This window comes from Bradyrhizobium sp. YCK136 (assembly GCF_044570075.1).
In the GTDB taxonomy this organism is placed as follows: domain Bacteria; phylum Pseudomonadota; class Alphaproteobacteria; order Rhizobiales; family Xanthobacteraceae; genus Bradyrhizobium; species Bradyrhizobium diazoefficiens.
Genome location: NZ_CP172424.1, coordinates 4,041,717 through 4,067,914, shown reverse-complemented (window position 1 = coordinate 4,067,914; position 26,198 = coordinate 4,041,717). Strand labels below are relative to the sequence as shown.

General features: G+C 64.3%; 23 protein-coding genes. 12 read left to right on the top strand and 11 right to left on the bottom strand.

Features of this window, described 5'->3' with window-relative positions; genetic code table 11:
• Positions 1 to 9 precede the first annotated feature (9 nt).
• The 3 genes from ACFLEY_RS19325 to guaB all read right to left on the bottom strand — a co-directional run bounded on the left by ACFLEY_RS19325 (position 10) and on the right by guaB (position 3,286).
• Positions 10 to 318 carry a hypothetical protein gene (locus ACFLEY_RS19325; RefSeq protein WP_060911673.1) on the bottom strand — a complete coding sequence of 103 codons (309 nt, stop codon included), beginning with the start codon at positions 316 to 318 and terminating at the stop codon, positions 10 to 12.
• A gap of 160 nt (positions 319 to 478) precedes the next feature.
• Entirely contained in the window at positions 479 to 1,501 is a 1,023-nt protein-coding gene (locus ACFLEY_RS19320) for an NADP-dependent oxidoreductase (RefSeq protein ID WP_060913057.1), read from the bottom strand.
• Between the two features lie 291 nt (positions 1,502 to 1,792).
• Positions 1,793 to 3,286, bottom strand: a complete 1,494-nt coding sequence (gene guaB, locus ACFLEY_RS19315) for an IMP dehydrogenase (RefSeq protein WP_011086749.1) — start codon at positions 3,284 to 3,286, stop codon at positions 1,793 to 1,795.
• A 407-nt stretch (positions 3,287 to 3,693) separates the two neighbouring features.
• On the opposite strand from guaB, the gene ACFLEY_RS19310 reads away from it, so the two are divergent.
• On the top strand, positions 3,694 to 5,184 hold the full coding sequence (locus ACFLEY_RS19310; protein WP_011086748.1) for an MFS transporter: 1,491 nt from the start codon (positions 3,694 to 3,696) through the stop codon (positions 5,182 to 5,184).
• Between the two features lie 153 nt (positions 5,185 to 5,337).
• On the opposite strand, the gene ACFLEY_RS19305 is transcribed toward ACFLEY_RS19310, so the two are convergent.
• The gene (locus ACFLEY_RS19305) at positions 5,338 to 6,024 is read right to left on the bottom strand and encodes an RlmE family RNA methyltransferase (RefSeq protein WP_011086747.1); all 687 of its coding nucleotides are present in this window, start codon (positions 6,022 to 6,024) and stop codon (positions 5,338 to 5,340) included.
• Between the two features lies 1 nt (position 6,025).
• Positions 6,026 to 7,099 (bottom strand): Ppx/GppA phosphatase family protein, encoded by a 1,074-nt coding sequence (locus ACFLEY_RS19300; protein ID WP_011086746.1) that lies wholly within the window; start codon positions 7,097 to 7,099, stop codon positions 6,026 to 6,028.
• Between the two features lie 213 nt (positions 7,100 to 7,312).
• Between ACFLEY_RS19300 and ACFLEY_RS19295 the strand changes: the two genes are divergently transcribed.
• Positions 7,313 to 9,685 (top strand): xanthine dehydrogenase family protein molybdopterin-binding subunit, encoded by a 2,373-nt coding sequence (locus ACFLEY_RS19295; protein WP_060911672.1) that lies wholly within the window; start codon positions 7,313 to 7,315, stop codon positions 9,683 to 9,685.
• A gap of 100 nt (positions 9,686 to 9,785) precedes the next feature.
• On the opposite strand, the gene ACFLEY_RS19290 is transcribed toward ACFLEY_RS19295, so the two are convergent.
• Positions 9,786 to 10,586: a hypothetical protein gene (locus tag ACFLEY_RS19290; RefSeq protein ID WP_028170995.1), complete on the bottom strand. Its 801-nt coding sequence runs from the start codon at positions 10,584 to 10,586 to the stop codon at positions 9,786 to 9,788.
• 106 nt (positions 10,587 to 10,692) lie between these two features.
• Here ACFLEY_RS19290 and ACFLEY_RS19285 point away from each other — a divergent pair, with 106 nt between their 5' ends.
• The 4 genes from ACFLEY_RS19285 to ACFLEY_RS19270 all read left to right on the top strand — a co-directional run bounded on the left by ACFLEY_RS19285 (position 10,693) and on the right by ACFLEY_RS19270 (position 15,788).
• On the top strand, positions 10,693 to 11,196 hold the full coding sequence (locus tag ACFLEY_RS19285) for a YaiI/YqxD family protein (protein ID WP_060911671.1): 504 nt from the start codon (positions 10,693 to 10,695) through the stop codon (positions 11,194 to 11,196).
• 2 nt (positions 11,197 to 11,198) lie between these two features.
• Positions 11,199 to 13,010, top strand: coding sequence for an ABC-F family ATP-binding cassette domain-containing protein (locus tag ACFLEY_RS19280; RefSeq protein ID WP_211433634.1), 1,812 nt, complete (start codon positions 11,199 to 11,201; stop codon positions 13,008 to 13,010).
• A 120-nt stretch (positions 13,011 to 13,130) separates the two neighbouring features.
• Positions 13,131 to 14,474, top strand: coding sequence for an IS1380-like element ISBdi2 family transposase (locus tag ACFLEY_RS19275; RefSeq protein WP_396604703.1), 1,344 nt, complete (start codon positions 13,131 to 13,133; stop codon positions 14,472 to 14,474).
• 234 nt (positions 14,475 to 14,708) lie between these two features.
• Positions 14,709 to 15,788, top strand: coding sequence for a D-TA family PLP-dependent enzyme (locus ACFLEY_RS19270; RefSeq protein WP_060911670.1), 1,080 nt, complete (start codon positions 14,709 to 14,711; stop codon positions 15,786 to 15,788).
• Here ACFLEY_RS19270 and ACFLEY_RS19265 read toward each other — a convergent pair.
• Positions 15,785 to 16,687, bottom strand: a complete 903-nt coding sequence (locus ACFLEY_RS19265; protein ID WP_011086740.1) for a LysR family transcriptional regulator — start codon at positions 16,685 to 16,687, stop codon at positions 15,785 to 15,787. The genes ACFLEY_RS19270 and ACFLEY_RS19265 overlap by 4 nt on opposite strands.
• 92 nt (positions 16,688 to 16,779) lie before the next feature.
• Between ACFLEY_RS19265 and ACFLEY_RS19260 the strand changes: the two genes are divergently transcribed.
• Positions 16,780 to 17,997, top strand: a complete 1,218-nt coding sequence (locus tag ACFLEY_RS19260; protein WP_211433633.1) for an MFS transporter — start codon at positions 16,780 to 16,782, stop codon at positions 17,995 to 17,997.
• A 37-nt stretch (positions 17,998 to 18,034) separates the two neighbouring features.
• On the opposite strand, the gene ACFLEY_RS19255 is transcribed toward ACFLEY_RS19260, so the two are convergent.
• The 3 genes from ACFLEY_RS19255 to ACFLEY_RS19245 all read right to left on the bottom strand — a co-directional run bounded on the left by ACFLEY_RS19255 (position 18,035) and on the right by ACFLEY_RS19245 (position 21,491).
• Positions 18,035 to 19,213: a TIGR03862 family flavoprotein gene (locus tag ACFLEY_RS19255; protein WP_060913056.1), complete on the bottom strand. Its 1,179-nt coding sequence runs from the start codon at positions 19,211 to 19,213 to the stop codon at positions 18,035 to 18,037.
• 198 nt (positions 19,214 to 19,411) lie between these two features.
• Positions 19,412 to 20,329, bottom strand: coding sequence for an SDR family NAD(P)-dependent oxidoreductase (locus ACFLEY_RS19250; protein ID WP_060911668.1), 918 nt, complete (start codon positions 20,327 to 20,329; stop codon positions 19,412 to 19,414).
• 163 nt (positions 20,330 to 20,492) lie between these two features.
• A complete protein-coding gene (locus tag ACFLEY_RS19245) occupies positions 20,493 to 21,491 on the bottom strand; it encodes a hypothetical protein (protein ID WP_396604736.1) in 999 nt (332 codons plus the stop codon).
• A gap of 95 nt (positions 21,492 to 21,586) precedes the next feature.
• Here ACFLEY_RS19245 and ACFLEY_RS19240 point away from each other — a divergent pair, with 95 nt between their 5' ends.
• Positions 21,587 to 22,546 carry a DUF4238 domain-containing protein gene (locus ACFLEY_RS19240; RefSeq protein WP_396604735.1) on the top strand — a complete coding sequence of 320 codons (960 nt, stop codon included), beginning with the start codon at positions 21,587 to 21,589 and terminating at the stop codon, positions 22,544 to 22,546.
• A gap of 26 nt (positions 22,547 to 22,572) precedes the next feature.
• Complete coding sequence (locus tag ACFLEY_RS19235; RefSeq protein WP_396604734.1) at positions 22,573 to 22,959, top strand: hypothetical protein; 387 nt, start codon at positions 22,573 to 22,575, stop codon at positions 22,957 to 22,959.
• 116 nt (positions 22,960 to 23,075) lie between these two features.
• On the opposite strand, the gene ACFLEY_RS19230 is transcribed toward ACFLEY_RS19235, so the two are convergent.
• A complete protein-coding gene (locus ACFLEY_RS19230) occupies positions 23,076 to 24,419 on the bottom strand; it encodes an IS1380-like element ISBdi2 family transposase (RefSeq protein ID WP_039183842.1) in 1,344 nt (447 codons plus the stop codon).
• A gap of 310 nt (positions 24,420 to 24,729) precedes the next feature.
• On the opposite strand from ACFLEY_RS19230, the gene ACFLEY_RS19225 reads away from it, so the two are divergent.
• From ACFLEY_RS19225 to ACFLEY_RS19215, 3 genes are all read left to right on the top strand, one after another.
• Entirely contained in the window at positions 24,730 to 25,161 is a 432-nt protein-coding gene (locus ACFLEY_RS19225) for a hypothetical protein (protein WP_396604733.1), read from the top strand.
• A 166-nt stretch (positions 25,162 to 25,327) separates the two neighbouring features.
• Positions 25,328 to 25,459: a hypothetical protein gene (locus ACFLEY_RS19220; protein WP_396604732.1), complete on the top strand. Its 132-nt coding sequence runs from the start codon at positions 25,328 to 25,330 to the stop codon at positions 25,457 to 25,459.
• A gap of 181 nt (positions 25,460 to 25,640) precedes the next feature.
• Positions 25,641 to 26,192, top strand: a complete 552-nt coding sequence (locus ACFLEY_RS19215; RefSeq protein ID WP_396604731.1) for a hypothetical protein — start codon at positions 25,641 to 25,643, stop codon at positions 26,190 to 26,192.
• The last annotated feature ends 6 nt before the right edge of the window (positions 26,193 to 26,198 follow it).

Here is a 26,198-nt window from a genome sequence, read left to right as displayed (position 1 = left end):
GATTGCGGCTTACGCGACGCTCTTGAGGTCCTGCTGGATCGCAGCCAGCAAGGATTCCAGCGCTGCGCTGTTCACCGGCCTCGCCTCGGCCATCTCGGGCTGTACGTTGGCGGACTGGACGCCGGCGGGCTGCGCAGCTTTGAGCGGACGCTTCGGGAACGGCGGCGGTGTCGGCATCGCGGGCCGGGTCAAATCGCCCTCGTCCTCGGCATGAACGAACTTGCCATGGATGACGTCGTCGCGGCGGCCCATGACGAACATGGTCGTCCAATAGCCGGCGGCCAGGAGGATTACGCAGAAAATACCAATCTCTAACATCGCAACACCTGAAATATGCCCGATGATTCAATGCCTTCGTCCGGACGTCAATGAACCGACGGTCACACCTGCGGGTTTTGCGGGCAGGTGTGACCGATCGGTGACACTTTCTTAACCATCCGCGCCGGGGCTGTGGCGCAGGTGCAACCAAGCCGTGCAGCTAGGCCTTATCTGGCCCGACCCGCACCAGCTGCTTGCCGAAATTGGCGCCCTTCAGAAGCCCCATGAAGGCACCGGGGGCGCTCTCCAGGCCCTCGGTGACGAACTCCTTGTATTTCACCTTGCCGTCGCGGACCCAGCCGGACATGTCGCGCAGGAAGTCGCCATGGCGCGCGGCGAAGTCGGAGACGATGAAGCCGCGGAAGGTCAGCCGCTTGGTCAGGGTCGCGCGCATCATGCTGGCGGCCCATTTCGGCGGCTTGGCCTCGGTGTCGTTGTAATGGGCGATCAGGCCGCAGACCGGCACGCGCGCGAACGGATTGAGCAGCGGGAACACCGCTTCGAACACGGCGCCGCCGACATTCTCGAAATAGACGTCGATCCCCTTCGGGCAGGCGTCCTTCAGCTTGGCCGCAAGATCGGGATCGCGGTGATCGATGCAGGCATCGAAGCCGAGCTCCTTCACCACGTAGTCGCATTTGTCCTTGCCACCCGCAATTCCGACCGCCCGCGCGCCCTTGATCTTGCCGATCTGGCCGACGGCGGAGCCGACCGCACCGGAGGCACCGGCGACGACGACGGTCTCGCCTTCCTGCGGCTTGCCGATGTCGAGCAGGCCGGTATAGGCGGTCATGCCGGGCATGCCGAGCACGCCGATCGAGGTCGAGATCGGACCGAGCTTGGGATCCACCTTGATCAGGCCCTTGCCGCTGGAGATCGCGTGCGTCTGCCATCCGGTACGGGCTCGCACGATGTCGCCTGCCGCGAAATCAGGATTGTTCGACGCCGCGACCTCGCTAACCGCCTCGCCCTCCATCACGCCGTCGATCGGCACCGGCGCGGCATAGGACGGACCGTCACTCATGCGGCCGCGCATATAGGGATCGAGCGACAGCCAGATCGTGCGCAGCAGGACTTCGCCCTGCCCCGGTGTCGGGACAGCGAATTCCTCAATGCGGAAATCGGACGGCTTGGGTTCGCCGACGGGACGCGCGGCGAGAACGATGCGTTTTGCTTGGGACATGATGGCTTCCTCCTGAATGCTTGTTGCAGTCATTTAGGAGGTAGGTGGGAATGAAGCAAATCCCACACTCGCTGTCATCGCGAAAGCGGGCGATCCAGTAGTCCAGGGGCGGCTGTGATTGAACCGAGAAGCCGCGGCGTACTGGATTCCCCGCCTTCGCGGGGAATGACACCGTCGTTGAGGCGAGCGCGCAAACCACTCATTGTCATTCCGGGGCGATGCGAAGCATCGAACCCGGAATCTCGAGATTCCGGGTTGCGCTTCGCGCCCCCGAAATGACGGCAGAGGCGACTAACCCCCGCCCGGATAGTTCGGGCTCTCGCGGGTAATCGTGACGTCGTGGACGTGGCTTTCGCGCAGGCCTGCACCGGTGATGCGGACGAACTGCGCCTTGTCGTGCAGCTCCTTCATGTCCTTTGCGCCGACATAGCCCATCGCGGCGCGCAGGCCGCCGGCGAGCTGGTGCATGACGTGGCCGACCGCGCCCTTGTAGGGTACCTGGCCCTCGATGCCTTCAGGCACGAGCTTGAGCGTGTCCTTGATGTCCTGCTGGAAATATCGGTCCGCCGAGCCGCGCGCCATTGCGCCGACCGAGCCCATGCCGCGATAGGCCTTGTAGGAACGGCCCTGCCACAGGAAGACTTCGCCGGGCGTCTCGTCGGTGCCGGCGAGCAGCGAGCCGACCATGGCGATGTCGGCGCCGGCCGCGAGCGCCTTGGCGAGGTCGCCGGAGAACTTGATGCCGCCATCGGCGATGACGGGAATGTCGGCCTTCTTTGCAGCCTCCACCGCATCCATGATCGCGGTGAGCTGGGGAACGCCGACGCCGGCGACGATGCGGGTGGTGCAGATCGAGCCGGGGCCGATGCCGACCTTGATGCAGTCCGCGCCAGCATCGATCAGCGCCTGCGCGCCTTCGGAGGTCGCGACGTTGCCGGCGACGACCTGCACGGAGTTGGACAGACGCTTGATGCGGTTCACTGCGTGCAGCACGTGGCGCGAATGGCCGTGCGCGGTGTCGACGACGACGAGGTCGACGCCGGCGTCGATCAGCCGCTCGGTGCGCTCGAAGCCGGTGTCGCCGACGGTGGTGGCGGCGGCAACGCGAAGGCGGCCCTGCGCATCCTTGCAGGCGAGCGGATGGGCGACCGCCTTTTCCATGTCCTTCACGGTGACGAGGCCGACGCAGCGATATTGCTCGTCGACCACGAGCAATTTCTCGATGCGATGCTGGTGCAGCATCCGCCGCGCCTCGTCCTGGCTGACATTCTCGCGCACCGTGACGAGGCCTTCATGCGTCATCAGCTCGGAGACTTTTTGCCTGCGGTCGGTGGCGAACCGCACGTCGCGGTTGGTGAGGATGCCGACCAGCTTGCCCGGCGTGGACTTGCCCGCGCCGGTGACGACGGGAATGCCGGAGATGCCGTGATCGCTCATCAGCTTGAGCGCATCGTCGAGCGTCGCCTCGGGGCTGATGGTGAGCGGGTTCACCACCATGCCCGACTCGTAGCGCTTGACCTGGCGCACCTGGGCGGCCTGCCCTTCGGGATCGAAATTGCGGTGGATGACGCCGAGGCCGCCGGCCTGCGCCATGGCGATCGCCATGCGGGCCTCGGTGACGGTGTCCATGGCGGAGGCCATGATCGGGATGTTGAGCGGAATGGCGCGGGTGACGCGGGAGCGGATGTCGACCTCGCCCGGCATGACGTCCGAGAGGCCTGGCTTCAACAGCACGTCGTCGAACGTAAGGGCTTCGCGGATGCCTTGAACTTGCACCGTGGCCATCTGCCAACTCCTTCCTGCGGCCCTGCCGCAAATAGCTATGGATGAGCGCCGCCCTCGGCGTACCTTGCGGCATCGCCGGAGAATCGGAGCCCATCGGTGGGGTTGACGCGGGTCGATAGCACGGCCGCGTGACGAATCAAAGCAAATCGAGCCGCTGGCCAGCCATGCACAGGCTTTTTACCCAAATTCAGCGGGGATAGCCGGGCGGCGGCCACCCCTCGTCATTCCGGGGCGCGACCAAGGGCGCGCCCCGGAATGACGAGGGAGCGAGTGCAACCGCCGTCGAGGGTCACATGGTTATTACCCAGGATTTAGGTGCCATGCGTTGATCCGCAATGGTCGCCGCCGGGCGGCGGTGTTAAGCCGCAAGCCTCGCCCTTCCTTCCGATTTTCGTTACCAATCCGTCATGGTCGACAAGCAACGCGTCATTCCGCTGATCGTGGCCACTGCTCTCTTCATGGAGAACATGGACTCGACGGTGATCGCCACCTCGCTGCCGGCGATCGCGGCCGACATCGGCACCAGCCCGCTGACGCTGAAGCTCGCGATCACCTCCTATCTGCTGTCGCTCGCGGTGTTCATCCCGGCGAGCGGCTGGACCGCGGACCGGTTCGGCGCGCGGATGGTGTTCGCGATCGCGGTCGGCGTCTTCATGGTCGGCTCGGTCGGCTGCGCGCTCTCGACCTCGGTCACGGATTTCGTGTTCGCGCGCATCCTCCAGGGCATGGGCGGGGCGATGATGACGCCGGTCGGGCGCCTCGTGCTGCTGCGCTCGGTGGACAAGAGCGCGCTGGTCAATGCGATGGCCTGGGTGACGGTCCCTGCCCTCATAGGCCCTGTGATCGGCCCGCCGCTCGGTGGTTTCATCACGACCTACGCGTCCTGGCACTGGATCTTCCTGATCAACATCCCGATCGGGCTGCTCGGCATCTTCATGGCCTTGCGCTTCATCGATCCCATCAAGAGCGAGGAACGCGAGCCGTTCGACCTCTACGGCATGGTGCTCGCGGGGATCGGGCTCGCCGGCATCGCCTTCGGCCTGTCGGTGGCCGGCCTCAACCTGCTGCCCTGGAGCACGGTCGCCGCGCTGATCGCCGGCGGCGCGATCTCGATGACGCTCTATGTCATTCATGCCCGGCGCACGGGATCGCCGGTGCTGGACTTCTCGCTGCTGACCTTGCCGACGCTGCGTGCGGCCGTGCTCGGCGGCTTCCTGTTCCGGCTCGGCATCGGCGCGCTGCCGTTCCTGCTGCCGCTCCTGATGCAGATCGGCTTCGGCCTGTCGCCGTTCCATTCGGGCCTCGTCACGTTTGCTTCCTCGCTCGGCGCCATGGGCATGAAGACGCTGGCCGCGCGGATCATCCGCACCTTCGGCTTCCGTAATCTGATGACGGTGAACGCGATCGTCAGCGCGTTCTTTCTTGGCGTCTGCGCGCTGTTCACGGTGACGACACCGCTGCTGATCATCATGGTGATCCTGGTGGTCGGCGGCTTCTTCCGCTCGCTCGAGTTCACCGCGATCAACACGGTGGCCTATGCCGAGGTCGAGACTGGGCAGATGAGCCGCGCCACCACGCTCGTCAGCGTCAACCAGCAGCTTGCGGTCTCTGCCGGCGTCGCCGTCGGCGCAGCGTCCGTCGAGACGACGATGTGGCTCAGCCATGTCAGCGAGCTCAACGCCACCGTGTTCGCGCCGGCCTTCGTCGTGGTCGCGCTGACCTCGGCGGCGTCGAGCTGGTTCTTCTGGCAGATGCCCGCTGATGCCGGCCACGAGATCTCCGGCCGCAAGGCGACCGAAATCGCGAGCCGCAAGGGCGCCGGCAAGGGCGCGGCCAAGGCCGCCGTGAAGGCCGCGACGGAGGATACGCAGGACGTGCGCGACCAGCGGCTGGGGTAAAAAACGCGCTCCGTCATTCCGGGGTGATGCCACGGGACCGCGCAAGCGCGGCCCGGAGCATCGAGCCCGGAATCCATTGTGCCGCAAGAGTCCTGGGAGAAATGGATTCCGGGCTCGCCTCTTCGAGGCGCCCCGGAATGACGGAGTTCGTTGCTACGCCTTCGCCCCGCCGCGAAACCCGGTCGCCAGCACGTAACGTTCCGACGAATCCTGCCGGCTCGCCGCCGGCTTCACATGGCGCACGGTGGCGAAGTCGCGCTTGAGTTGGGCGAGCAGATCGGCATCGGCGCCGCTCTGGAACGTCTTGGCGAGGAAGGTGCCACCGGGCTTGAGCACGTCGCACGCAAACGCCGCCGCGGTCTCGATCAGGCCGACGATACGGAGCTGGTCCGTCTTGCGGTGACCGGTGGTGTTGGCGGCCATGTCGGACATCACGACATCGGCGCCGCCCCCCAGCATCGCGGTAAGCTTTGCCGGCGCGTCATTGTCCATGAAGTCGAGCTGCGCGAACTCGACGCCGGCAATCTCGGGCATCTCCAAAAGGTCGATCGCAACGACCTTGCCCTTGCCGTCCACCGAACCGACGCGCTTGGCGGCGATCTGGCTCCAGCCGCCCGGCGCGGCCCCCAGATCGACCACGGCCATGCCGTGCTTCAGCAGCCGAAACTTGTCGTCGATCTCGAGCAGCTTGAATGCCGCGCGCGAGCGATAACCCGCCGCCTTGGCTTTCGCCACATAGGGATCGTTGAGCTGCCGCTCCAGCCACAGCTTCGACGACAATTTGCGCTTGCCGCCGGTCTTGACCTGGACGTGCAAGCGGCCGGTGGTGTCCTTGGCCATCTCACCAGCTCCTGAGCGCGCCGTCCTCGCGCATCATCTCGACCAGCATGCCTTCGCGCAGGCCGCGGTCGGCGACGCGCAGGCGCGGCAGCGGAAAGGCGCGGCGGATCGCGTCGAGGATGGCGCAGCCCGCAAGCACGAGATCGGCGCGCTCGACGCTGATGCAGCTGTTGTTCGCGCGCTCCTCGTAGCTCATGCCGAGCAGCTTGTTGATGGTCGCGGTGATGTCGGAATCGTTCATCCAGATGCTGTCGATGCGGCGGCGGTCGTAGCGCGCGAGATTGAGATGGATGCCGGCGAGCGTCGTCACCGTGCCTGAGGTGCCGAGCAAGTGCATGTCGGCGAGATCGACGCCGTGCTGTTCGGCGAACGGCGCAACGTGGTGTGCGACCTCCCGCTCCATCGCGTCGTAGATCTCCGGCGTCACGTCGCGGCCGCCGAACTGCTCGGCGAGCGTGACCACGCCGAACGGGATCGACATCCAGGCCTTGATGCGCGGCTCCGGATTTTCCGGATCGCGCTCGATCCGCACCAGTTCGGTCGAGCCGCCGCCGATGTCGAACAGGATCGCGCCGCGCCCCCTGGGGTCAACCAGCGGCGAGCAGCCGAGCACGGCGAGCGATGCCTCGGTCTCACGGTCGATCACCTCGAGCTCGATGCCGGTCTCGGCCGCGACGCGGCTGCGAAAACCCTCCGCGTTCGAGGCCGCGCGGCAGGCTTCGGTCGCGATCAGCCGCAGCCGGCGCGCTTTCCGCAAGTTGATCTTGTCGCGGCAGATGCTGAGCGCCGCGATGGCGCGCTCGATCGCGGCCTCGCTGATGGAGCCGGTCGCCGAGACCCCCTCGCCGAGCCGGATGATGCGCGAGAAGGAATCGACCACGCGAAAGCCGTCGCTGGTCGGACTGGCGATCAGGAGCCTGCAATTGTTGGTTCCGAGGTCCAGCGCCGCGTAGACGCCGGTTCCCGGCGCTTGCGCGGCGACGGCCGGTTCAGTGGCCAACGCCACCGCCGCCATCGACCCCTCGAGCTCACCGTGCGGCCCATGGCCGTCGCGGAGCCGCGTGTGGTCATTCATACAAACTGTCTTTCCGCGGCCCGCTGGGGCCGAGCTGGAATTGCTTTTTCGCCTGAAACATTAGCAGCGCGGCAGGCCTGCGCAACAACGCATCACATGGCACCATGCCCATTCGTGCGTTGTCGTGAACGGGACCGTGGGTTATTTTTGAGGGGTCCGGCCCCCCCAAGCGCCCCCCAAAACGCGCAATTGCCGGCTTTTCAGGTCAATTCCATGCAAGAACACACCAAATCGTCCACGCTCGAAAACGCTATTGCACTGCAAAAATACGGCGTCGGGCAGCCCGTCCGCCGCAAGGAGGACGACACGCTGGTGCGCGGCAAGGGCCGCTACACCGACGATTTCAACCTGCCCGGCCAGGCCTACGCCGTGGTGGTCCGCTCGACCCACGCCCATGGAATCATCCGTGGCATCGGCCTCGATGCCGCCAAGGCGATGCCGGGCGTGCTGGGGGTCTGGACCGGGACGGACCTCGATGCCGCCGGCTACGGCCCCTTCACCTGCGGCCTGCCGCTGAAGAGCCGTGACGGCTCGCCCCTGCTCCAGACCAACCGCCAGCCGCTGGCGACCGACAAGGTTCGCTTCGTCGGCGATCCCGTCGCCTTCGTGGTGGCCGACACGCTGGCCCAGGCGCGCGACGCGGCCGAGGCGGTCGAGCTCGATATCGAGCCGTTGCCGGCTGTGACCGACCCCGAGGAGGCCGCCAAGCCCGGCGCGCCGCAGCTCTACGACCACATCCCGAACAACGTCGCGCTCGACTACCATTATGGCGACATGGAGCAGGTGAACGCGGCCTTCGCCAGCGCCGCTCACGTCACCAAGATCGACATCGAGAACACCCGCGTCGCCGTGGTCTCGATGGAGCCGCGCGTCGGGCTCGCCTCCTACGACAAGAAGGCCGAGCGCTACACGCTCCAGGTTCCGACGCAGGGTGTCGCCGGCAACCGCGCCAACCTCGCCAAGAACCTGAAAGTGCCGAACGAGAAGGTGCGCATTCTCACCGCCAATGTCGGCGGCTCCTTCGGCATGAAGAACATCAACTACCCCGAATACATGTGCATCCTGTACGCGGCCAAGGCGCTGGGACGGCCGGTGAAGTGGCTGGACGAGCGTTCGACCAGCTTCCTGTCCGACAGCCACGGCCGCGCGCAAAAAATCCATGCCGAGCTCGCGCTCGACGCCGAGGGGCACTTCCTCGCGGCCAAGCTCGAAGGCTACGGCAATCTCGGCGCCTACATCACCGGCGTTGCGCCGGGCCCGCTCTCGCTCAACACCGGCAAGAACTTCTCCAGCGTCTACCGCACCCCGCTGATGGGCATCGACATCAAGACGGTGCTGACCAATACCACGCTGATGGGCGCCTATCGCGGCGCCGGCCGGCCCGAGGCGAACTACTACATGGAGCGGCTGATCGACCGCGCCGCCGACGAGATGGGCATCAACCGGCTGACGATGCGCAAGCGCAACTTCATCAAGCCGAACCAGATGCCGTTCCCGGCGTCCTCCGGCGTCACCTATGACAGCGGCGACTTCCAGGCCGTCTTCAACAAGGCGCTCGAAATCTCCGACCACGAGAATTTCGCCAAGCGCAAGAAAGAGAGCAAGAAGGCCGGCAAGCTGCGCGGCATCGCCGTCGGCTCCTATCTCGAGGTCACCGCGCCGCCGAGCCCCGAGCTCGGCAAGATCGTGTTCGATCCTGACGGCAGCGTGCAGCTCATCACCGGCACGCTCGACTACGGCCAGGGCCATGCCACTCCATTCGCGCAGGTTCTGTGCGAGCAGCTCGGCGTGCCCTTCGAGAGCGTCAAGCTCGTGCAGGGCGACAGCGACATCGTCCACGCCGGCAACGGCACCGGCGGCTCGCGCTCGATCACCGCGAGCGGCATGGCGATCGTGGGAGCCGCCAAGCTCGTCATCGAGAAGGGCAAGCGCGCCGCCGCGCACATGCTGGAGGCGTCCGAAGCCGACATCGAGTTCGAAGGCGGCAGCTTCACCATCGCCGGCACCGACCGCAGCATCGACATCATGGAGCTCGCCAAGAAGCTGCATGACGGCAAGGTGCCGGACGGCGTGCCTGATAGCCTCGACGTCGATCACACCAGCGAGCCGGTGCCCTCTGCCTTCCCGAACGGCTGCCACGTCGCCGAGGTCGAGATCGATCCCGATACCGGCGTGGTGCAGATCGTGCGCTACAGCGCGGTGAACGATTTCGGCACGGTGATCAACCCGCTGCTGGTCGCAGGCCAGCTCCATGGCGGCGTCGTCCAGGGCATTGGACAGGCGCTGATGGAGCACGTCCGCTACGACGAGAGCGGCCAGCCGATCACGGGCTCGCTGATGGACTACGCCCTCCCCCGCGCCGAGGACGTGCCGTTCATGACGGTCGGCGATCACCCGGTGCCGGCCACGACCAATCCGCTCGGCAGCAAGGGCTGCGGCGAAGCCGGCTGCGCCGGCAGCCTGTCGACCGTGGTGAACGCCGTGCTCGATGCGCTCTCCGACCACGGCATCAAGCACATCGACATGCCGCTGACGCCGGAGCGCGTGTGGCGTGCGATCCAGGATGCGAAGAGCAAGGCGGCGTAGGAGTTGTTTGTCGTTCCGGGGCGATGCGAAGCATCGAACCCGGAACCTCGAGATTCCGGGTTCGGTCCTGCGGACCGCCCCGGGATGACGACGCTGGATGTTACGCCGCAGCCTCCTCGCGCGGCTGGTAGATCGCGGTGTGCTGGCAATGCGCCAGCGGTGTCGTGCCGTTGGCGACGACCAGCGCGTCGAGCTCGACGAAGCGGTGGCCCTTCTTCTCGTAGTTCGCGGTGACCTTGGCCCGCGCAACGATCTCGTCGCCGGCGCGCGCGGGCGACAGCAGCTGCATGCGGCTGCCGACGTGGATCCACGGGCCCAAAATGGTATTGTCGACGAGGACGCGATTCATCACGCGCTGGATCAGGCCGGGATGGCCGAGCCCCTCGCGCGCGAAGATCGGATCGGTTTCCCTGATATCGGCGAGATAGTCCGCGGCGGCCTGCCCGATCCATCGGCGCGGCTCTGTGCCAAGCCATTTGCCGGTCTCGAACGTCGCCGGGCTGACCGGCTTGCGCTCGGCGACCGCGGGGACCGCGAGATAGTCGCTCAAATCCACCGCAGGCGCAGCCGCCGGCAGCGAGGCCGTCCCGGTGGCGCAGAGCTCGGTACGGCTGAACACCTCGATCGTGAGCAGGCCATTGTGCTCGGTCGCATCGACATCGGCCGTCTCGCCGTCATAGACCGGCTTGATGAAGCGGGCCTCCACCAGTCCGCGGGTGAGGAAATCGCGGCCCCAGCGCGCCAGCGGCACATGCATCATGTAGGCGAAGACGTCGACGCCGGGCACCAGCCCGCCCGAGAAGCCGAAGCGGCGCGCCACCTTGTCGTCATGCATCTTGTTCTCTGATTGTTTGGCGGTGTTGTAGGCCTCGACGCGGTAGGTTTCGAGCCGGTTCGGCATGGCTGGCCTTCCCCAAAATTCCTGTTGTTTCGGATCGATCGTAGGCCCCGGGGAACACCGGTCAATCCCCTCGCCTTTGCGGCCCGAATGGGGTACCACCCCGCCAATGACTGACACGCCCACCCGCATCTATGTCGACGCCGACGCCTGTCCGGTGAAGGACGAAATCTACCGCGTCGCGCTCCGGCACGGCGTGCCCGTAAGCGTGGTGGCTGGCAACTTCATCCGCGTGCCGCAGGACCCCTTGATCGAGCGCATCGCGGCGGGAGCCGGCATGGATGCCGCTGACGACTGGATCGCCGAACGCGCCAGGCCCGGCGACGTCGTCGTCACCTCCGACATTCCGCTCGCCAGCCGCTGCGTGAAGGCGGGCGCCGACGTGATCGCGCCGAACGGCAAACCGTTCACCGAAGAGTCGATCGGGATGACGCTGGCGGTCCGTAATCTGATGACGGATTTGCGCTCGGCAGGCGAAGTCACCGGCGGCCCGCGATCGTTCGCGCCGCGCGACCGTTCGACGTTCCTCTCGGCGCTCGACCAGACGCTGCGCCGGATCCAGCGGCGCCGCATTGATGCGGCCGCAACCAGCCAGAATTCAAGCCAGGGCTGACGATGGCGCCGCCGCTGATCCAACTCAAGGACATCAAGCTGACGTTTGGCGGCACGCCGCTGTTGAACGGCGTCGAGCTCAACGTCGCGACTGGCGAGCGGGTCTGTCTGATCGGCCGCAACGGCTCCGGCAAATCGACATTGCTGAGAATCGCGGCTGGCCTGGTCGAGCCCGACGGCGGCACACGCTTCGTGCAGCCGGGCGCCACGATCCGCTATCTGCCGCAGGAGCCTGACTTCGGCGACCACAAGACCACGCTCGCCTATGTCGAGGCGGGGCTTGCGCCCGGCGACGACCAGCATCAGGCGCGCTATCTCCTCGAGCAGCTCGGGCTGACCGGCGACGAGAACCCGCACAACCTCTCCGGCGGCGAAGCTCGCCGCGCGGCGCTCGCGTGTGTGCTTGCGCCCTCGCCCGACATCCTGCTGCTGGACGAGCCGACCAACCATCTCGATCTCTCCACCATCGAGTGGCTGGAGCAGGAGCTCGACAGCCGCCGCAGCGCGCTGGTGCTGATCAGCCACGACCGTCGCTTCCTCACCAACCTCTCGCGCTCGACCGCCTGGCTCGACCGCGGCCGGATCAAGCAGATCGACCGCGGTTTTGCCTCGTTCGAAGCCTGGCGCGACGAGGTGCTGGCGGAGGAAGAGCGCGACCAGCACAAGCTCGACCGCAAGATCGTCGACGAGGAGCACTGGCTGCGCCACGGCGTCTCCGGCCGGCGCAAGCGCAACGTCAAGCGGCTTGCCAATCTGCACACGCTGCGCGACCAGCGCCGCAACTATCGCGGCACCGCTGGCAGCGCCAATCTCGCAGCCGCCGAGGCCGAGCAGTCCGGCAAGCTGGTGATCGAAGCCAAGGGCATCACCAAGGCCTATGGCGAGCGCAAGATCGTCGACAATTTCTCCACCCGCATCCAGCGCGGCGACCGGCTCGGCATCATCGGGCCGAACGGCGCCGGCAAGACCACGCTGGTCAATCTGCTCACCGGCGGCATGCAGCCTGACAGCGGCACCGTGCGGCTCGGGGCCAATCTGGAGATGGCAACCCTCGACCAGCACCGTGAAAGCCTCGACCCCAAATCGACGCTGGCGGAGGCACTGACCGGCGGCCGTGGCGACCAGATCATGGTCGGGGGCAAGCCGAAGCATGTCGTCGGCTACATGAAGGACTTTCTGTTCGCGCAGGAGCAGCGCGGCACGCCGCTGGAAGTGCTTTCCGGCGGCGAACGCGGCCGGCTGATGCTGGCGCGCGCACTGGCCAAGCCCTCGAACCTGCTGGTGCTGGACGAGCCGACCAACGATCTCGACCTCGAAACGCTGGACGTGCTCGAGGACATGCTCGGCGACTACGAGGGCACCGTCATCCTGATCAGCCATGACCGCGACTTCCTCGACCGCGTCGTCACCTCGGTGATCGCGCCTGAGGGCAACGGCAAATGGATCGAATATGCCGGCGGCTACAGCGATATGCTGGCGCAGCGCGGCGCGGACTTGAAGCGCGAGACGGCGAAGGCGCAAGTCCCCGCGGAGAAGAAAGAGGAGCGGATCGCTATTCCCGCTGCCGCGCCAAAGCGGCGATTGAGCTTCAACGAGAAGCACGCGCTGGAAACACTTCCGAAGAAGATGGAGACGTTGCAGGCCGACATCGCCAAGCTGCAACGCGTGCTCGACGATCCCAACCTCTACACCAAGGATCGCAAGACATTCGACGACACCTCCGCCGCCATCGCCAAGGCGCATGACGAATTGTCCGCCGCCGAAGAGCGCTGGCTCGAACTGGAAATGCTCCGCGAAGAAATCGAACAGGCTTAGCCCGTCTTATTCGTAAGAGTGCGCCTGAGGGCTGGCGAGCGTGGTGTAAAGCGCTGATGCGGCGTAGGATTCGGTTGCGAAGCCACCCCATCACCTTCAACCGCGAACGCCACGCCCGCCATGACCGATGATACGATTCTGCCCTTCTCGTTTCCAGCCATTCACGCCAAGAAAGTCACAGCTGCCTTCGATGGTGGGCGCCTAACCTCGAACGGGGGCGTGATGCTTCTGGCGATGGCCGAGCGGCGTCTCGGCTTGGCCGACAATCTGGCCCGGGTGTTCCCGGATCGGCGCGATCCGACGCGGGTCGTGCACAGCCTTGTCGATATGTTCCGCGCGCGCATGTTCGCGATCTGCTGCGGCTACGAGGACGCCGACGACCTCGATCATCTGCGGTCCGATCCCGCATTCAAGCTGGCCTGCGGACGGCTGCCGGACACGGGCCGCGATCTGTGTTCCCAACCGACGCTGTCGCGGCTGGAGAATGCTCCGCGCCTGCGCGACGTGATCCGACTGACCTACATTTTGGTCGACGCATGGATGGATAGCTACCCGCGCGAGCCGGCATCCGTCACGCTCGACATCGATGATACCTGCGATGTCGTCCACGGCCATCAGCAGCTCTCGCTGTTCAACGCTCATTATGACGAACGCTGCTTCCTGCCGATCCACGTCTACGACACGGAGAAGAGCCGTCCCGTGGCGGTCGTGCTGAGGCCCGGCAAGACGCCGGGCGGCGTCGAGGTGCGTGCCCTTCTGCGCCGCCTGGTACGGCATATCCGGACGCGGTGGCACAACACGCGAATTACGTTCCGTGGCGACGGGCACTATGCCCGGCCGGAGGCCATGGCGTGGTGCGAGACCAACGGCATCGACTACATCTTCGGTCTGTCCGGCACCAAGCCTCTCGCCAGAAAAGTCGACGAGGTCGCCGACGACATCCGCACCCGACGCGCCATCGAGAACCTGCCGGTTCTGCGTGGCTATACCGAGACCCGCCACAAGGCAAAGTCCTGGGATCGCGAACGGCGCACCGTCGCCCGTATTGAGGCGACGATGCTCGGCCTCGACATCCGTTTCGTCGTCACCAGCCTCGATGTCGGCTCGGCCGAGTGGATCTACGACAGCCTGTATTGCGCGCGCGGCCAAGCAGAGAATCTGATCAAGCTGCATAAGACACAGCTCGCCTCCGACCGCACCAGCTGCCGTTCGGCGCTCGCCAACCAGGTCCGTCTCGTGCTCCATACGGCCGCTTATTGGCTGATGCTGACCGTGCGCGACGCCATTCCCAAAGCCCGGGAATTGGCCACTGCCGAGTTCGCGACGCTGCGTCTTCGGCTCTTGAAACTCGCTGCCCGTGTGGTCGAGACCACGAGCCGCATTCGCCTTGCGTTTGCCGCGGCATGTCCCGAAGCCGACCTGATCCGCGGCTTGCCCGGCGCGCTGCTGCCGCTCGGTCCTTGACCGGCGGGGCGTCCGCCCCCGTTCGCCCAACCCATCCCTCAAGCGCGTTGCAAAGTACCGGTCGTCAGGCGGCGAAAAGCCGAAGGCAATCCTGTGCGCCTCGTCAGACAAGATGTGCGGCCGCATCAATCGGGCCCAAAAGCCGCACTCTCACGAATAGGACGGGTTAGCGCGTATTCCGCAAAAATGGGCACCGGTTTTGCAATCAGACTACGCGCCAACTGAGGGACTGCCATGACAACGACTCTCGCCGCCAAGATCGCCCGTGAATACGGCACCCCCTGCGCCGTCATCGACATGGACAAGGTCGAGCGCAACATCGCGCGGATCCAGAAAGCCTGCGACGAGGCCGGCGTCGCCAATCGTCCCCACATCAAGACGCACAAGAACCCAACGATTGCGAAGATGCAGATCGCGGCCGGCGCCAAGGGCATCACCTGCCAGAAGCTCGGCGAGGCGGAGATCATGGCCAATGCCGGCATCGACGACATCCTGATCAGCTACAATCTGCTCGGCGAAGAGAAGATGGCGCGGCTCGGCGCGCTGCAGGCGAAGGCGAACATGACGGTGGCCGCCGACAATTCGACGGTCGTTGCCGGTTTGCCCAAGGCGGCCGCAGCATCAGGCCGTCCGCTCTCGGTGGTGGTCGAATGCGATACGGGCCGCAAGCGCGCCGGCGTCGAGACGCCGGCCGAGGCGATTGCGCTGGCGCGCGAGATCGCAGGGTCCAAGGGGCTCGAATTCGCCGGCTTCATGCTCTATCCGACCGAGACCGGCTGGGCCGACGCGCAGAAATTCTACGACGAGGCGCTGGCCGGCGTGCGCGCGCACGGGCTCGATGCAAAGATCGTCTCGACCGGCGGCACGCCGAACCTCGTCAATCTCGGCAAGCTCAAGGGCGGCACCGAGCATCGCTTCGGCACCTATATCTACAACGACCGCATGCAGGTCGCGGCCGGCTCCGCCACCTGGGACGACTGCGCGCTGCACATCTATTCGACCGTGGTGAGCCGCGCCGCGCCCGAGCGCGGTATCCTCGACGCCGGATCCAAGACGCTGACCACGGACACCGGCGGGCTCGACGGCCACGGCCTGATCCTGGAGCACCCAGAAGCCAAGATCGCGCGCTTTGCCGAAGAGCACGGCTTCCTCGACCTCTCCCGCAGCAACACGCGCCCGAACGTCGGCGACGTCGTGCGGATCATTCCCAATCATGTCTGCGTCGTCGTCAACATGATGGACGAGGTGGTGATGGTGCGCGGCGATGAGATCATCGGCACGCTGCCGGTGGCGGCGCGGGGGAAGCTGCGCTAACTCCCGATCATCGCCTGGAGCTCCCGGTCCAGTCCATCGCGGAACAGCTTGATCGGCCGCTCCAGACGGCCGGCGGGCGCACGATGGACTATCCAGGCGCGCACGGCGGGTTTGAAGTCGCGCGCCACCACCGGCTTGAGCTTGTCGCGAAACGCGCTGCGTTTCAGGGCGATCGGAGTGACCAGCCCGACGCCGAGGCCGCGCGACACCAGCGACAGGCGGAGCTCGCTGTCCAGCGCTTCCACGGCGATGCTGAACGGCAGATGCTCCGCGTCGAATTTTCGTTTCAGCGAATCGCGAAAGCCGCAACCGTCCTGGTTGATCACCCACGACAGCTGCGACAGCCGTTCAAGATCGACGATGCGCGGGATCTTCATGTCGCGCGCAACGACGAACACGACGGGCTGTGCGCCGAGATCGTCGGCGGCGAGATCGGAAGGCGGGACCGCGCCGTCGGGCAGACAGATCGCGGCCGCATCGAGCTCGTTGCGGCAGACACGTTCGAGCTGGTTCGGCGACCAGCCGGAGACGACACGCACGGCCAGCGCGGGAAATTCGGCACGCACCGCGTCGAGCGGTCCGGTCAGCCCCGCCTCCGAGAGGAACGGCGTCAGGCCGAGCCGGAATTCGCCGCGCACCACGCCGTCATTGGCGACCCCTGATTTGAGATCGTCCAGCATCCGGAGCAGGCGCCGGCCCTGCTCATACGCTTCATGGCCCGCCGCGGTCGGTTTCAGCGGCTTGGAGAGCCGGTCCAGAAGCTTCGCCCCCAGCATCTCCTCGAGGTTCTGGATACGCCGCGTCACGCCGGGCTGCGTGAGATTGAGGCGCGCCGAGGCCGCCACGATCGATCCGGTCTCGACTACCGCAACAAACGCCACAAGGTCATGGGTGTTCATAACTAACTCGCATATTCTTTATAGACTTATTTGAATTGTAGCATATTAGACCCGCGGCTTAAAGGGACCTGCACTGAGCCCCGCGAGGTCCCATGACGATTTCAGAAACCCCCACGCTTGCGTCGCGAAACCAACTCGCCGAACGGCCCCTGATCTGGCTTGGCGCCATCACTGCCGGTGTCGTCGTCACCAACCTGTTCGCGCCGCAGATCCTGCTCGGGCAGATCGGGCGCTCCTTGTCCATGCCGGCGTGGCAGGCGGGCCTGATCAGCACGTTGACGCTGCTCGGCTATGCCCTCGGCCTGTTGCTGCTGGTGCCACTGGTCGATCTCGTCGAGAACCGGCGCGTCATCCTGCGCACGCTCGGCTGCGCTATCCTTGCCGCGCTCGCCACGGCGTTTGCGCCGAAGCCATTCCTGCTCTTGCTTGCGACCTTCGCCCTCGGCGCCTCCTGCGCGGCGATTCAGATGATGGTTCCACTGGTTGCATCCATGGTGGCGCCGGAGCGGCGCGGACAGGCGATCGGCGAGGTGATGAGCGGATTGATGATCGGCATTCTGCTGTCGCGGCCCGCCGCGAGCCTGATCGCCGATCTCTGGAGCTGGCGCGCCTATTACGTCGTCTCCGCCGCCCTGATGGCGCTGCTTGCCGGCGCGCTCGGCCGCTACCTTCCAGCCCTGCAATCGCCGGCGCGCGCAAGCTACGGCGAGTTGCTGCTCTCATTTCCCAGGCTGCTGCGCGAAGAGCCCGTGCTGCGCGTGCGCGCCTGGACCGCATCGCTGGTCATGGCCTCCTTCACCGCCTTCTGGTCGGCGGTCGCGCTGCGACTGCCGGAGGCGCCGTTCGGCCTCGATGCCAAGGGAATTGCCGCTTTCGCGCTGATCGGCGTCGTTGGCGCCGCCGCGACGCCGATGGCCGGCCGGTGGGGGGACAAGGGATGGGCACGCTCGATGTTTGTTGCGGCCCATCTGCTCATCATCGGCTCGCTCGCGCTCTGCGCCTGGGCCGGCGCGCTGGAGTCCCGCATTGCCGCCCTCCTCGTGCTCAGTCTGGGCACCATCCTGCTCGATGTCGGCATCACCACCGACCAGACGCTCGGCCGCCGGGCAATCAACCTGTTGCGGCCCGAGGCACGCGGCCGCATCAACGGCCTGTTCGTCGCGCTGTTCTTCATCGGCGGCGGTGTCGGTGCCGCCGCGGCATCGCTGGCATGGACCCTCGGCGGCTGGACGATGGTCTGCGCGGTGGCGGCGAGTTTTGGGGTGCTCGGCCTGGTCACGGATCTCGTCAGCCGGACGGGGACATCATGAGCACCGCTATCAGCGAGCATCGAACAGCGACGGCGATCTACGAACGCTTCAGCCACTCCAGCACACCCCTGCCCGCGGCAGCGCCGGTCGCGAACGACGCCTGCAGCAGATAGCCGCCGGTTGGCGCCTCCCAGTCCAGCATTTCGCCGGCGGCGAACACGCCCGGCAGCTTGCGGATCATGAAGTCCGCGTCGAGCTCGTCAAACGAGACTCCGCCTGCAGTCGAGATCGCGCGATCGATCGGGGCAACGCCGGTGAGCTGAACCGGAATTGCGTTGATCAGGTGTGCGAGCTCGGCCGGCGAGAACGATGCCAGCGGCCGGCCGGATGCGATCGCGGCCTCCTGCATCAGGCCGATCCCGACCGGCGAGACTTGCGCGGCCTTGCGCAGGAAGTTTGCGAGCGATTGCTTGCCGCGCGTACCTGACAGGCGCGTGGTCAGCGCGGCGGCGCCGAGGTCGGGCCGCAGTGCGATGGTCAGCGTCGCCTGCCCGATCCCCAGCACCGCCTCGCGCAGCTCCGCCGACAGCGCGTAGATCGCGCCACCTTCGATGCCGCCGCGGGTGATCATCGCTTCGCCGCGCACCGTGTGTGCACCGATCGTCACCGCCACGCCCTTGAGCGGCTGGCCCTCGAAACGGTCACGGAACAATTCGGACCAGGCGACGGTGAAGCCGGAATTGGCCGGCCGCAGCTTTGAGATGGCAATGCCGTTGGCCGCAAGGATATCGCCCCAGCCGCCGTCCGACCCGAGCCGCGGCCAGCTTGCGCCGCCGAGCGCAAGCACCGTGGCATCGGCCGCAACGACGGAGGTGCCGCTCCGGGTTTGGAACAACAGCCGCCCTTCCCCATCCCACCCGGTCCAGCGATGGCGAAAGGCGAACCGTACGCCGCTGGCGTCCAGTCGCCGTAGCCAGGCGCGCAGCAATGGCGAGGCCTTGAATGCCTTCGGAAACACGCGGCCGCTGGTGCCGACAAAGGTCGGCTCGCCCAGCGCCTCGCTCCAGGCGCGTAGCGCGTCGGGTGGAAACGCTTCGATCGCGGCCTGCAGCTTCGCCGCCGCCTCGCGATAGCGCGGCATGAACTGCGGCAGAGGCTCGCTGTGAGTGAGGTTGAGCCCGCCGCGGCCCGCCATCAGGAATTTGCGGCCGGCGGATGGCATCGCGTCGTAGACGGTGACGCGCGCGCCACCCTGCGCCAGCACCTCGGCCGCCATCAGCCCGGCCGGACCTGCGCCAATGATGGCAACGTGGGATTCGGGTGCGGTCATGGTGGGAATTTAGGCCAGATTCTAGCGCCCAGCTCGTCGTTCCAGGGCGCGCCTTCTTGGGCGCGAACCCGGAATCCATTAGACGACGGATTCTGAGGCACGATGGATTCCGGGTTCGCGCTACGCGCGCCCCGGAATGACAACTCAGAGCTTGATGCCGGCCCTGGCCGCGGCCTGCGCAACATACTTCTGCGTCTGCTCGAAGGCGCCCTGCAAAGCCTTCGCCTTCGACATGTCGCTGATCTCGGCGAAATGCGCGGCGACCGCGTCCGGCGTCCATTCGGACTCCGGCAGGTTGATGCCTTCGCTCTCCACAATCTTGATCACGGCGAAGGAGCCGGCACCGGCGCCCATGATGGTGCGGGTCGGCGCATCCTCACTGAGCATGTACTCGACAGCGGGCGTGATCGCGTTCGGCTTCATCAGTTGCAGCGCCTGCGGCGGCAGCAGCTCTTCGGTCATGCGGGTCGCCGCGGTCGGCGAGATGATGTTGACGCGGATGTTGGTCTTGCGGCCCTCTTCCGCCAGCACATTCATCAGGCCGACCATGCCGGACTTCGCCGCGCCGTAATTGGCCTGGCCGAAATTACCGTAAAGGCCGGAGGACGACGTGGTCAGCACGATGCGGCCGTAGTTGCGGTCACGCATGCCGGCCCAGGCCGCCTTGCAGCAGTAGAAGGTGCCGACGAGGTGCACGTCGAGCACCTTCTGGAAATCGGCCGCCTCCATCTTGCCGAACGACTTGTCGCGCAGGATGCCGGCATTGGCGCACAAGAGGTCGACGCTGCCCCATTCCTTCGTGGCACGCTCGACCATCGCGGTGACCTGCTCGAGGTTCGAGACGTCGGCACCGTCGGCCATCGCGGTGCCGCCGGCTTTGCGGATCTCCTCGACCACGGCTTCCGCCGGCGACAGCGAGCCACCAGTGCCGTCGCGCGCGCCGCCGAAATCGTTGACCACGACCTTCGCGCCGCGGCTGGCCAGTCCCAGCGCATGCGCCCGTCCGAGGCCATTGCCCGCGCCGGTGACGATGGCGACGCGTCCGTCAAACCTGATTGCCATTGTGCTTCCTTTCTTCCTTCTCCCCTTGTGGGAGAAGGAACGTCCATGTAACTAATTGATCCTGCATGGGAAACTAAAAGTGGTGTCCATATGGTGTCCCTTGCAGGAGGTTCTTTGCGCCTCTCAAATTGATGGCTTGACGCGCGGCTCTGAACCCGCGTGTTTATGCAGGACCAAACCTGACCTGCATCGACATCTCCACCTTCGGAATTTGAGCCTCGGAGGGGTGCGGCGCAATACCATCATATTCGAACACCATGTCGGGCGTCAAAATCACCACGTTGTTGACGAAGTGCCCGTCGCGATGAGCGAATACGGGTGTCCCCTCAAGCTTAGGCATTGAATTCAAGATAGCGTGCCAAGCGGCTCTGCCCGCCTCGTTTACAAGGACTGGCAGAGGAAGACCCACTTCTTTCTCAACTGTGTCTGGCGATCTGCCGTGAAGAAGATGATCCCGTGTTCTCACTAGGTCGCGATAAAACCGACCACCTCCATCTTCCCGGATTGCTGACAATAGCTGTCGAATTGCTTGCCGGGCCATCGGGCGACGTAACGGGCTTTCATTGCAATCAGAGCAGAACAGGGCACCTTGGCATTTCGGACAAGGAATTGGGGCTCGTGTCGTTGCCTTACTGCCTTCGGCGATGGTCTCAATTGCCAGCCAGAAGTGCTGGAACTGGTCTTCAGGTTGCTGCTCTATTACGCCATCACGAAAGCTACGCTGAGCTTGTATCACGTAATCTTCTTGCTTAGCGCGAGTGATAGCCTGTGCGGTGTCAATCAGCTCACGGTGCAGTTCGGGATCGGGCGGGTCGAACGGATCGAACTTCTTCATCGGCCGAATTCTTCGGCTCTTCTGATGCGGCTCCCAATCGATCACGCGCTGACACTCGTCGATGCGGAAAGCAGAGTGCGTAACGAAGCTGAGCACATCCAGCTGTTGTGCCAATAGCGTTCGAAATTGCCCAGCCACGTTTTCAATCGCGTCACAATCTGCAATCATGTGTACTGTGAGCGCCGGAGTGTGGCCCGCTGCATTGGGATCAGCGTTACACAACAGCATTTCGAATGGCGGGTCGCCTCCCGAGATAACCTTCGGTTCGGAGCCGAATGGCAAAACAAGACTGCCCTTTACTAGGAAGTCTGCGCGAAACTTGCTCATCCAAATGAACTCCTCTCCCTCGCGCAGGGTAGAATATGAAAACGAGAGTGAATAGTTCTTTTTGTAATACGACCGTCTAAGCGATACAAAGACCCATGGCGCTCGATCATTACGTCTCTCAGGTTCACCTGAAAAACTTTTACTCTCCGGCGATGGATGGCTTGATGTACGCTATCCGCAAATCGGACCTGAAGCGCTTCCCGACCAAATCGCAGGACGTGTGCCGCATTGAGGAGGGCAGCACCAACGCATACCTCACGAAGGATCGTGCCGTTGAAGAATTCCTGAAGGATGTTGAGCCGCGCTACAACGCTTCGGTCGCGAAGCTGCGCGAAAACAAGATGGATCAAGAAGCCATCGCCAGCCTTGCGGGATTTGCCGCCTACATCGTGGCGTGCTCGCCTACGGCGATGCGTCTGCACTCCGGCCCCCTCAAGGCTCAGCTTGAGGCAACGGCAGCCATTCTCGACAAGCAGGGCGCAATCCTGAAAGCGCCGGAAATTCTCGGCGGAAAGTCGATCACCGAACTGCTGGCTGACGGTACTGTGAAGTTTACGGTTGATCCCAAATATCCGCAGGCCATCGCGATTGCCAACATTCTGCACCACACTTCTGTTTTCGGGAATTCGCCGTGGGAAATCCTGCACAATGGCGAAAAGGAAAGTCCATTCTTCACCAGCGACTACCCGGCTGCCATCGAGGCGTTCGACATCAACACCCCGATTAACCGCATCGTACCTCTTGCGCCGGACATCGCCTTGCGGATCAAGCCGGACATTAACCTGTCAGGCGTGAAGCCCGACATCAGCTTTGCACAGTCTAACGCCACGCACCGCTATTTGAAGCGCTCCGAAGTCCTCGAAATCAATCGCCTGCTAGTACGTTGCGCGGAGGACATGATCTTCTTCCGCGAGGACGGGGATTGGATCGAGGACTTCGTTGCCAAGAACCGCCGCTACCGCATCGAACCGGTGACGCATAAGCTCCCGCATGGGAGCGGCCACGTTCTGGTCTCCACGCACCGAATTCTTGCCCAACCTGAAGAGACCAAGTAGGCGCAATCCCAGCGGAGACAGCAAAGATGTCAAGTTTCAGCGGCCTGCCGAACGACTTGAATGAACTCATCGCTTACGAACGGGATGCCTTGAAATTTGTACGTTTGGAGCTTTTTGACCAGAGATCATCGAGTGGCCACGGGCTAGAATTGGACTTGTCCAAGCCGAAGACTGCGGAGGGGCACTTTCCCGTTACAGCAAAGGTCGCGGCGCATATTTCTGTCAGCGGCGACGCCGTCAAGTCCGCATTGTCTCGATTGCGCCCGTTGGCCTTTTCGGCCGCGTTCAAAATGCACGATATGATTGTTGAGTGGGTGTTGCGAGCCAACGGCTCTACATCGTGGCGGTTCGGAGACAAGATTTCGGACCTAACCCGATCTATTCACGAGAGCACGGTCGTTCTTGACGTCTGACGGGGGCTGGCGGCTGGCGTGGGTGACCGTCCGGCCTTTTCTCACCGGGTTCTGCATCAAGCTGTTTTGTAGGCGATGGAGGAGTGGGGCGGGTGAGCGGGCGCAGGCCCGGTCGGTTACGGACCGAGCGGGAGCAGCGCGCCGGGCAAGCCGCGGATCAGGTCGGCTTCGGGACATGCCGCGGCAAACGCAAGGCGAATGCGGCTCGTGGTCTCGACCACACGGGCAGCGAGTTTCAAGAGACGAAGACGCAGCGTCGCGAACTCGGCAGTGGCCAATTCCCGGGCTTTGGGAATGGCGTCGCGCACGGTCAGCATCAGCCAATAAGCGGCCGTATGGAGCACGAGACGGACCTGGTTGGCGAGCGCCGAACGGCAGCTGGTGCGGTCGGAGGCGAGCTGTGTCTTATGCAGCTTGATCAGATTCTCTGCTTGGCCGCGCGCGCAATACAGGCTGTCGTAGATCCACTCGGCCGAGCCGACATCGAGGCTGGTGACGACGAAACGGATGTCGAGGCCGAGCATCGTCGCCTCAATACGGGCGACGGTGCGCCGTTCGCGATCCCAGGACTTTGCCTTGTGGCGGGTCTCGGTATAGCCACGCAGAACCGGCAGGTTCTCGATGGCGCGTCGGGTGCGGATGTCGTCGGCGACCTCGTCGACTTTTCTGGCGAGAGGCTTGGTGCCGGACAGACCGAAGATGTAGTCGATGCCGTTGGTCTCGCACCACGCCATGGCCTCCGGCCGGGCATAGTGCCCGTCGCCACGGAACGTAATTCGCGTGTTGTGCCATCGCGTGCGGATATGCCGTACCAGGCGGCGCAGATGGGCACGCACCTCGACGCCGCCCGGCGTCTTGCCGGGCCGCAGCACGACGGCCACGGGCCGGCTCTTCTCCGTGTCGTAGACGTGGATCGGCAGAAAGCAGCGTTCGTCATAATGAGCGTTGAACAGCGAGAGCTGCTGATGGCCGTGGACGACGTCGCAGGTATCATCGATGTCGAGCGTGACGGATGCCGGCTCGTGGGGGTAGCTATCCATCCATGCGTCGACCAAAATGTAGGTCAGTCGGATCACGTCGCGCAGGCGCGGAGCATTCTCCAGCCGCGACAGCGTCGGCTGGGAACACAGATCCCGGCCCGTGTCCGGTAGGCGACCGCAGGCCAGCTTGAATGCCGGATCGGACCGCAGATGATCGAGGTCGTCGGCGTCCTCGTAGCCGCAGCAGATCGCGAACATGCGCGCGCGGAACATATCGACCAGGCTGTGCACGACCCGCGTCGGATCGCGCCGATCCGGGAACACCCGGGCCAGATTGTCGGCCAAGCCGAGACGCCGCTCGGCCATCGCCAGAAGCATCACGCCCCCGTTCGAGGTTAGGCGCCCACCATCGAAGGCAGCTGTGACTTTCTTGGCGTGAATGGCTGGAAACGAGAAGGGCGGAATCGTATCGTCGGTCATGGCGGGCGTGGCGTTCGCGGTTGGAGGTGATGGGGTTGGCTTCACAACCGAATCCTACGCCGTATCAGCGCTTTACACCACGCTCGCCAGCCTCTCGGGCGCCTCTTACGAATAAGACAGGCTAAAGAGATTTCTGGCCGCAGGGAGCCTGACGCAGCCACCTGTCTTAGGTAACTGGCCCACTGGAGCTGCTGGGTTCTGGAAGCTCTACGAGGTTCTTGCCCCGTTTAGAAACCAGCTCACTCATGGCGGAAGCTTCGTTCTTGAAGGAGATGTGCTAAAAATACGAGATCGCAGCGGGGCACAGTTAGTGCTTTCCGACACGGCGCAAGGTGCTTATGTGCGCTTTGTTTGTCTCGTGGCCGATCATGCCTTGAACGGACGGCCGTTCGAAGTGCGAGAAGCCCTGATAGCCGAGAACGATCTGTACGAACTGCGGGTGGTCCACGCGCTAACGAACTTCTCCGCGGGAGGCTTCCGGTTCACTTCAGTTCGAGTATCCGCACCTGCTACATTGGATGGCGGTCTAGCGCGTGTCGTTGTTAACTTCGATGATATAAGAGCAAGCTCTGAAAGAGTGCTGCCTGTCCCAGGTGGCGGCGTCCTGGTGTATGACTTGACCTTAACTGCTCAGGTTGACGGTCGCCGCCTCGAATGGCGGTTCCCGGATTTAGGCGCACCAACTGGAGAGGTAACAATACTTGAGGGCGATGCAGAATTTGAGCCTTACCGAATAGTGTAAGGCTACTCCTTTCAGATGGCCAATCCAGCGCGTTTGGAGGCCGCGCTCGTGACTGAAGCCGGAGTATCCTGCGGCGAAGCAGAAATGATACGCTGATGACCTAAGCCGTCTCTAATAATCGCCGCCCCCTCGCCAAGACGGCTGCCTCTCGACGGCCGCCGAAACCGTGAGCGCGTTGGCGCTGGCGGTGCAACTCGATCGCAGCCGGATCTACATTGGCAAGCTCGAAGCCGAAGGCGTGATCCAGCGGCAAGGTGGCGGCTTTCCGCTCGACCAGAGCCGCGTTACCTACCTTTAAGCCGCGCGATGCTACTTTTGGTGGCGTGCTTCTCAATACTATACTAAGCTAAATAAGGGGCCACATGACGCGATTTTCATTCCTATCGCTGTGCTTAGTCGCGATTTTGCTGTCGGGATGCATAACCACAACTATGCAGGGTTACGCGGATCGAGATTTGCCTGCGCGGCCCATACAACGCATGGCTGCTTACGTTGTCGCGCCCACCGCCCTGGCGTCCAGTTTTCAGTCGAGCATCACGGAGGAGGCAGCGAAGCGAGGCATCGCCGCCGAAGACGCGTACGCCCTGCTGCCGCCCACGCGAACGTACACAGACGCAGAAATTCGGAAGGTGCTGGCCGAGAATGGCGTTGAGGCTGTTCTTATCATCAACGTGGGTGATACCGGTGTGGTCAAGGAATATGCTGGCACGTTCTTTCAAGGCCAATACTCGGGTTCAACTGATGTTGGTGGCACCGTCACGCGCAACGGAAACTTCTCGAATGTTTCTCTAGCAGGAACCACCTCCGGAACGATGACGGCCACGGCAACGCCCATGCACCGGTACAGCCGACAAACGGTATTTAGAGCACGTCTCGTTGATCCAGCTACCGCGAGAAATCTCTGGGTCGGTTCGGGAGAAGTGAGCGCAGGTGGGAAACTTTTCGTAGGCAATGGCAGCAGCGCATCAAATTCTGTCTCTGCGATTTTCGACGACTTGCGCTCTAAGAAAATAATTGGCGGCACCTCCTAGACGGCG

Excerpts from the sequence above, each read along its gene's own strand:
- ACFLEY_RS19325 (WP_060911673.1), bottom strand. The coding sequence starts at position 318 with ATGTTAGAGATTGGTATTTTCTGCGTAATCCTCCTGGCCGCCGGCTAT.
- ACFLEY_RS19320 (WP_060913057.1), bottom strand. The coding sequence starts at position 1,501 with ATGTCCCAAGCAAAACGCATCGTTCTCGCCGCGCGTCCCGTCGGCGAA.
- guaB (WP_011086749.1), bottom strand. The coding sequence starts at position 3,286 with ATGGCCACGGTGCAAGTTCAAGGCATCCGCGAAGCCCTTACGTTCGAC.
- ACFLEY_RS19310 (WP_011086748.1), top strand. The coding sequence starts at position 3,694 with ATGGTCGACAAGCAACGCGTCATTCCGCTGATCGTGGCCACTGCTCTC.
- ACFLEY_RS19305 (WP_011086747.1), bottom strand. The coding sequence starts at position 6,024 with ATGGCCAAGGACACCACCGGCCGCTTGCACGTCCAGGTCAAGACCGGC.
- ACFLEY_RS19300 (WP_011086746.1), bottom strand. The coding sequence starts at position 7,099 with ATGAATGACCACACGCGGCTCCGCGACGGCCATGGGCCGCACGGTGAG.
- ACFLEY_RS19295 (WP_060911672.1), top strand. The coding sequence starts at position 7,313 with ATGCAAGAACACACCAAATCGTCCACGCTCGAAAACGCTATTGCACTG.
- ACFLEY_RS19290 (WP_028170995.1), bottom strand. The coding sequence starts at position 10,586 with ATGCCGAACCGGCTCGAAACCTACCGCGTCGAGGCCTACAACACCGCC.
- ACFLEY_RS19285 (WP_060911671.1), top strand. The coding sequence starts at position 10,693 with ATGACTGACACGCCCACCCGCATCTATGTCGACGCCGACGCCTGTCCG.
- ACFLEY_RS19280 (WP_211433634.1), top strand. The coding sequence starts at position 11,199 with ATGGCGCCGCCGCTGATCCAACTCAAGGACATCAAGCTGACGTTTGGC.
- ACFLEY_RS19275 (WP_396604703.1), top strand. The coding sequence starts at position 13,131 with ATGACCGATGATACGATTCTGCCCTTCTCGTTTCCAGCCATTCACGCC.
- ACFLEY_RS19270 (WP_060911670.1), top strand. The coding sequence starts at position 14,709 with ATGACAACGACTCTCGCCGCCAAGATCGCCCGTGAATACGGCACCCCC.
- ACFLEY_RS19265 (WP_011086740.1), bottom strand. The coding sequence starts at position 16,687 with ATGAACACCCATGACCTTGTGGCGTTTGTTGCGGTAGTCGAGACCGGA.
- ACFLEY_RS19260 (WP_211433633.1), top strand. The coding sequence starts at position 16,780 with ATGACGATTTCAGAAACCCCCACGCTTGCGTCGCGAAACCAACTCGCC.
- ACFLEY_RS19255 (WP_060913056.1), bottom strand. The coding sequence starts at position 19,213 with ATGGCGGCCGAGGTGCTGGCGCAGGGTGGCGCGCGCGTCACCGTCTAC.
- ACFLEY_RS19250 (WP_060911668.1), bottom strand. The coding sequence starts at position 20,329 with ATGGCAATCAGGTTTGACGGACGCGTCGCCATCGTCACCGGCGCGGGC.
- ACFLEY_RS19245 (WP_396604736.1), bottom strand. The coding sequence starts at position 21,491 with ATGAGCAAGTTTCGCGCAGACTTCCTAGTAAAGGGCAGTCTTGTTTTG.
- ACFLEY_RS19240 (WP_396604735.1), top strand. The coding sequence starts at position 21,587 with ATGGCGCTCGATCATTACGTCTCTCAGGTTCACCTGAAAAACTTTTAC.
- ACFLEY_RS19235 (WP_396604734.1), top strand. The coding sequence starts at position 22,573 with ATGTCAAGTTTCAGCGGCCTGCCGAACGACTTGAATGAACTCATCGCT.
- ACFLEY_RS19230 (WP_039183842.1), bottom strand. The coding sequence starts at position 24,419 with ATGACCGACGATACGATTCCGCCCTTCTCGTTTCCAGCCATTCACGCC.
- ACFLEY_RS19215 (WP_396604731.1), top strand. The coding sequence starts at position 25,641 with ATGGCTGCTTACGTTGTCGCGCCCACCGCCCTGGCGTCCAGTTTTCAG.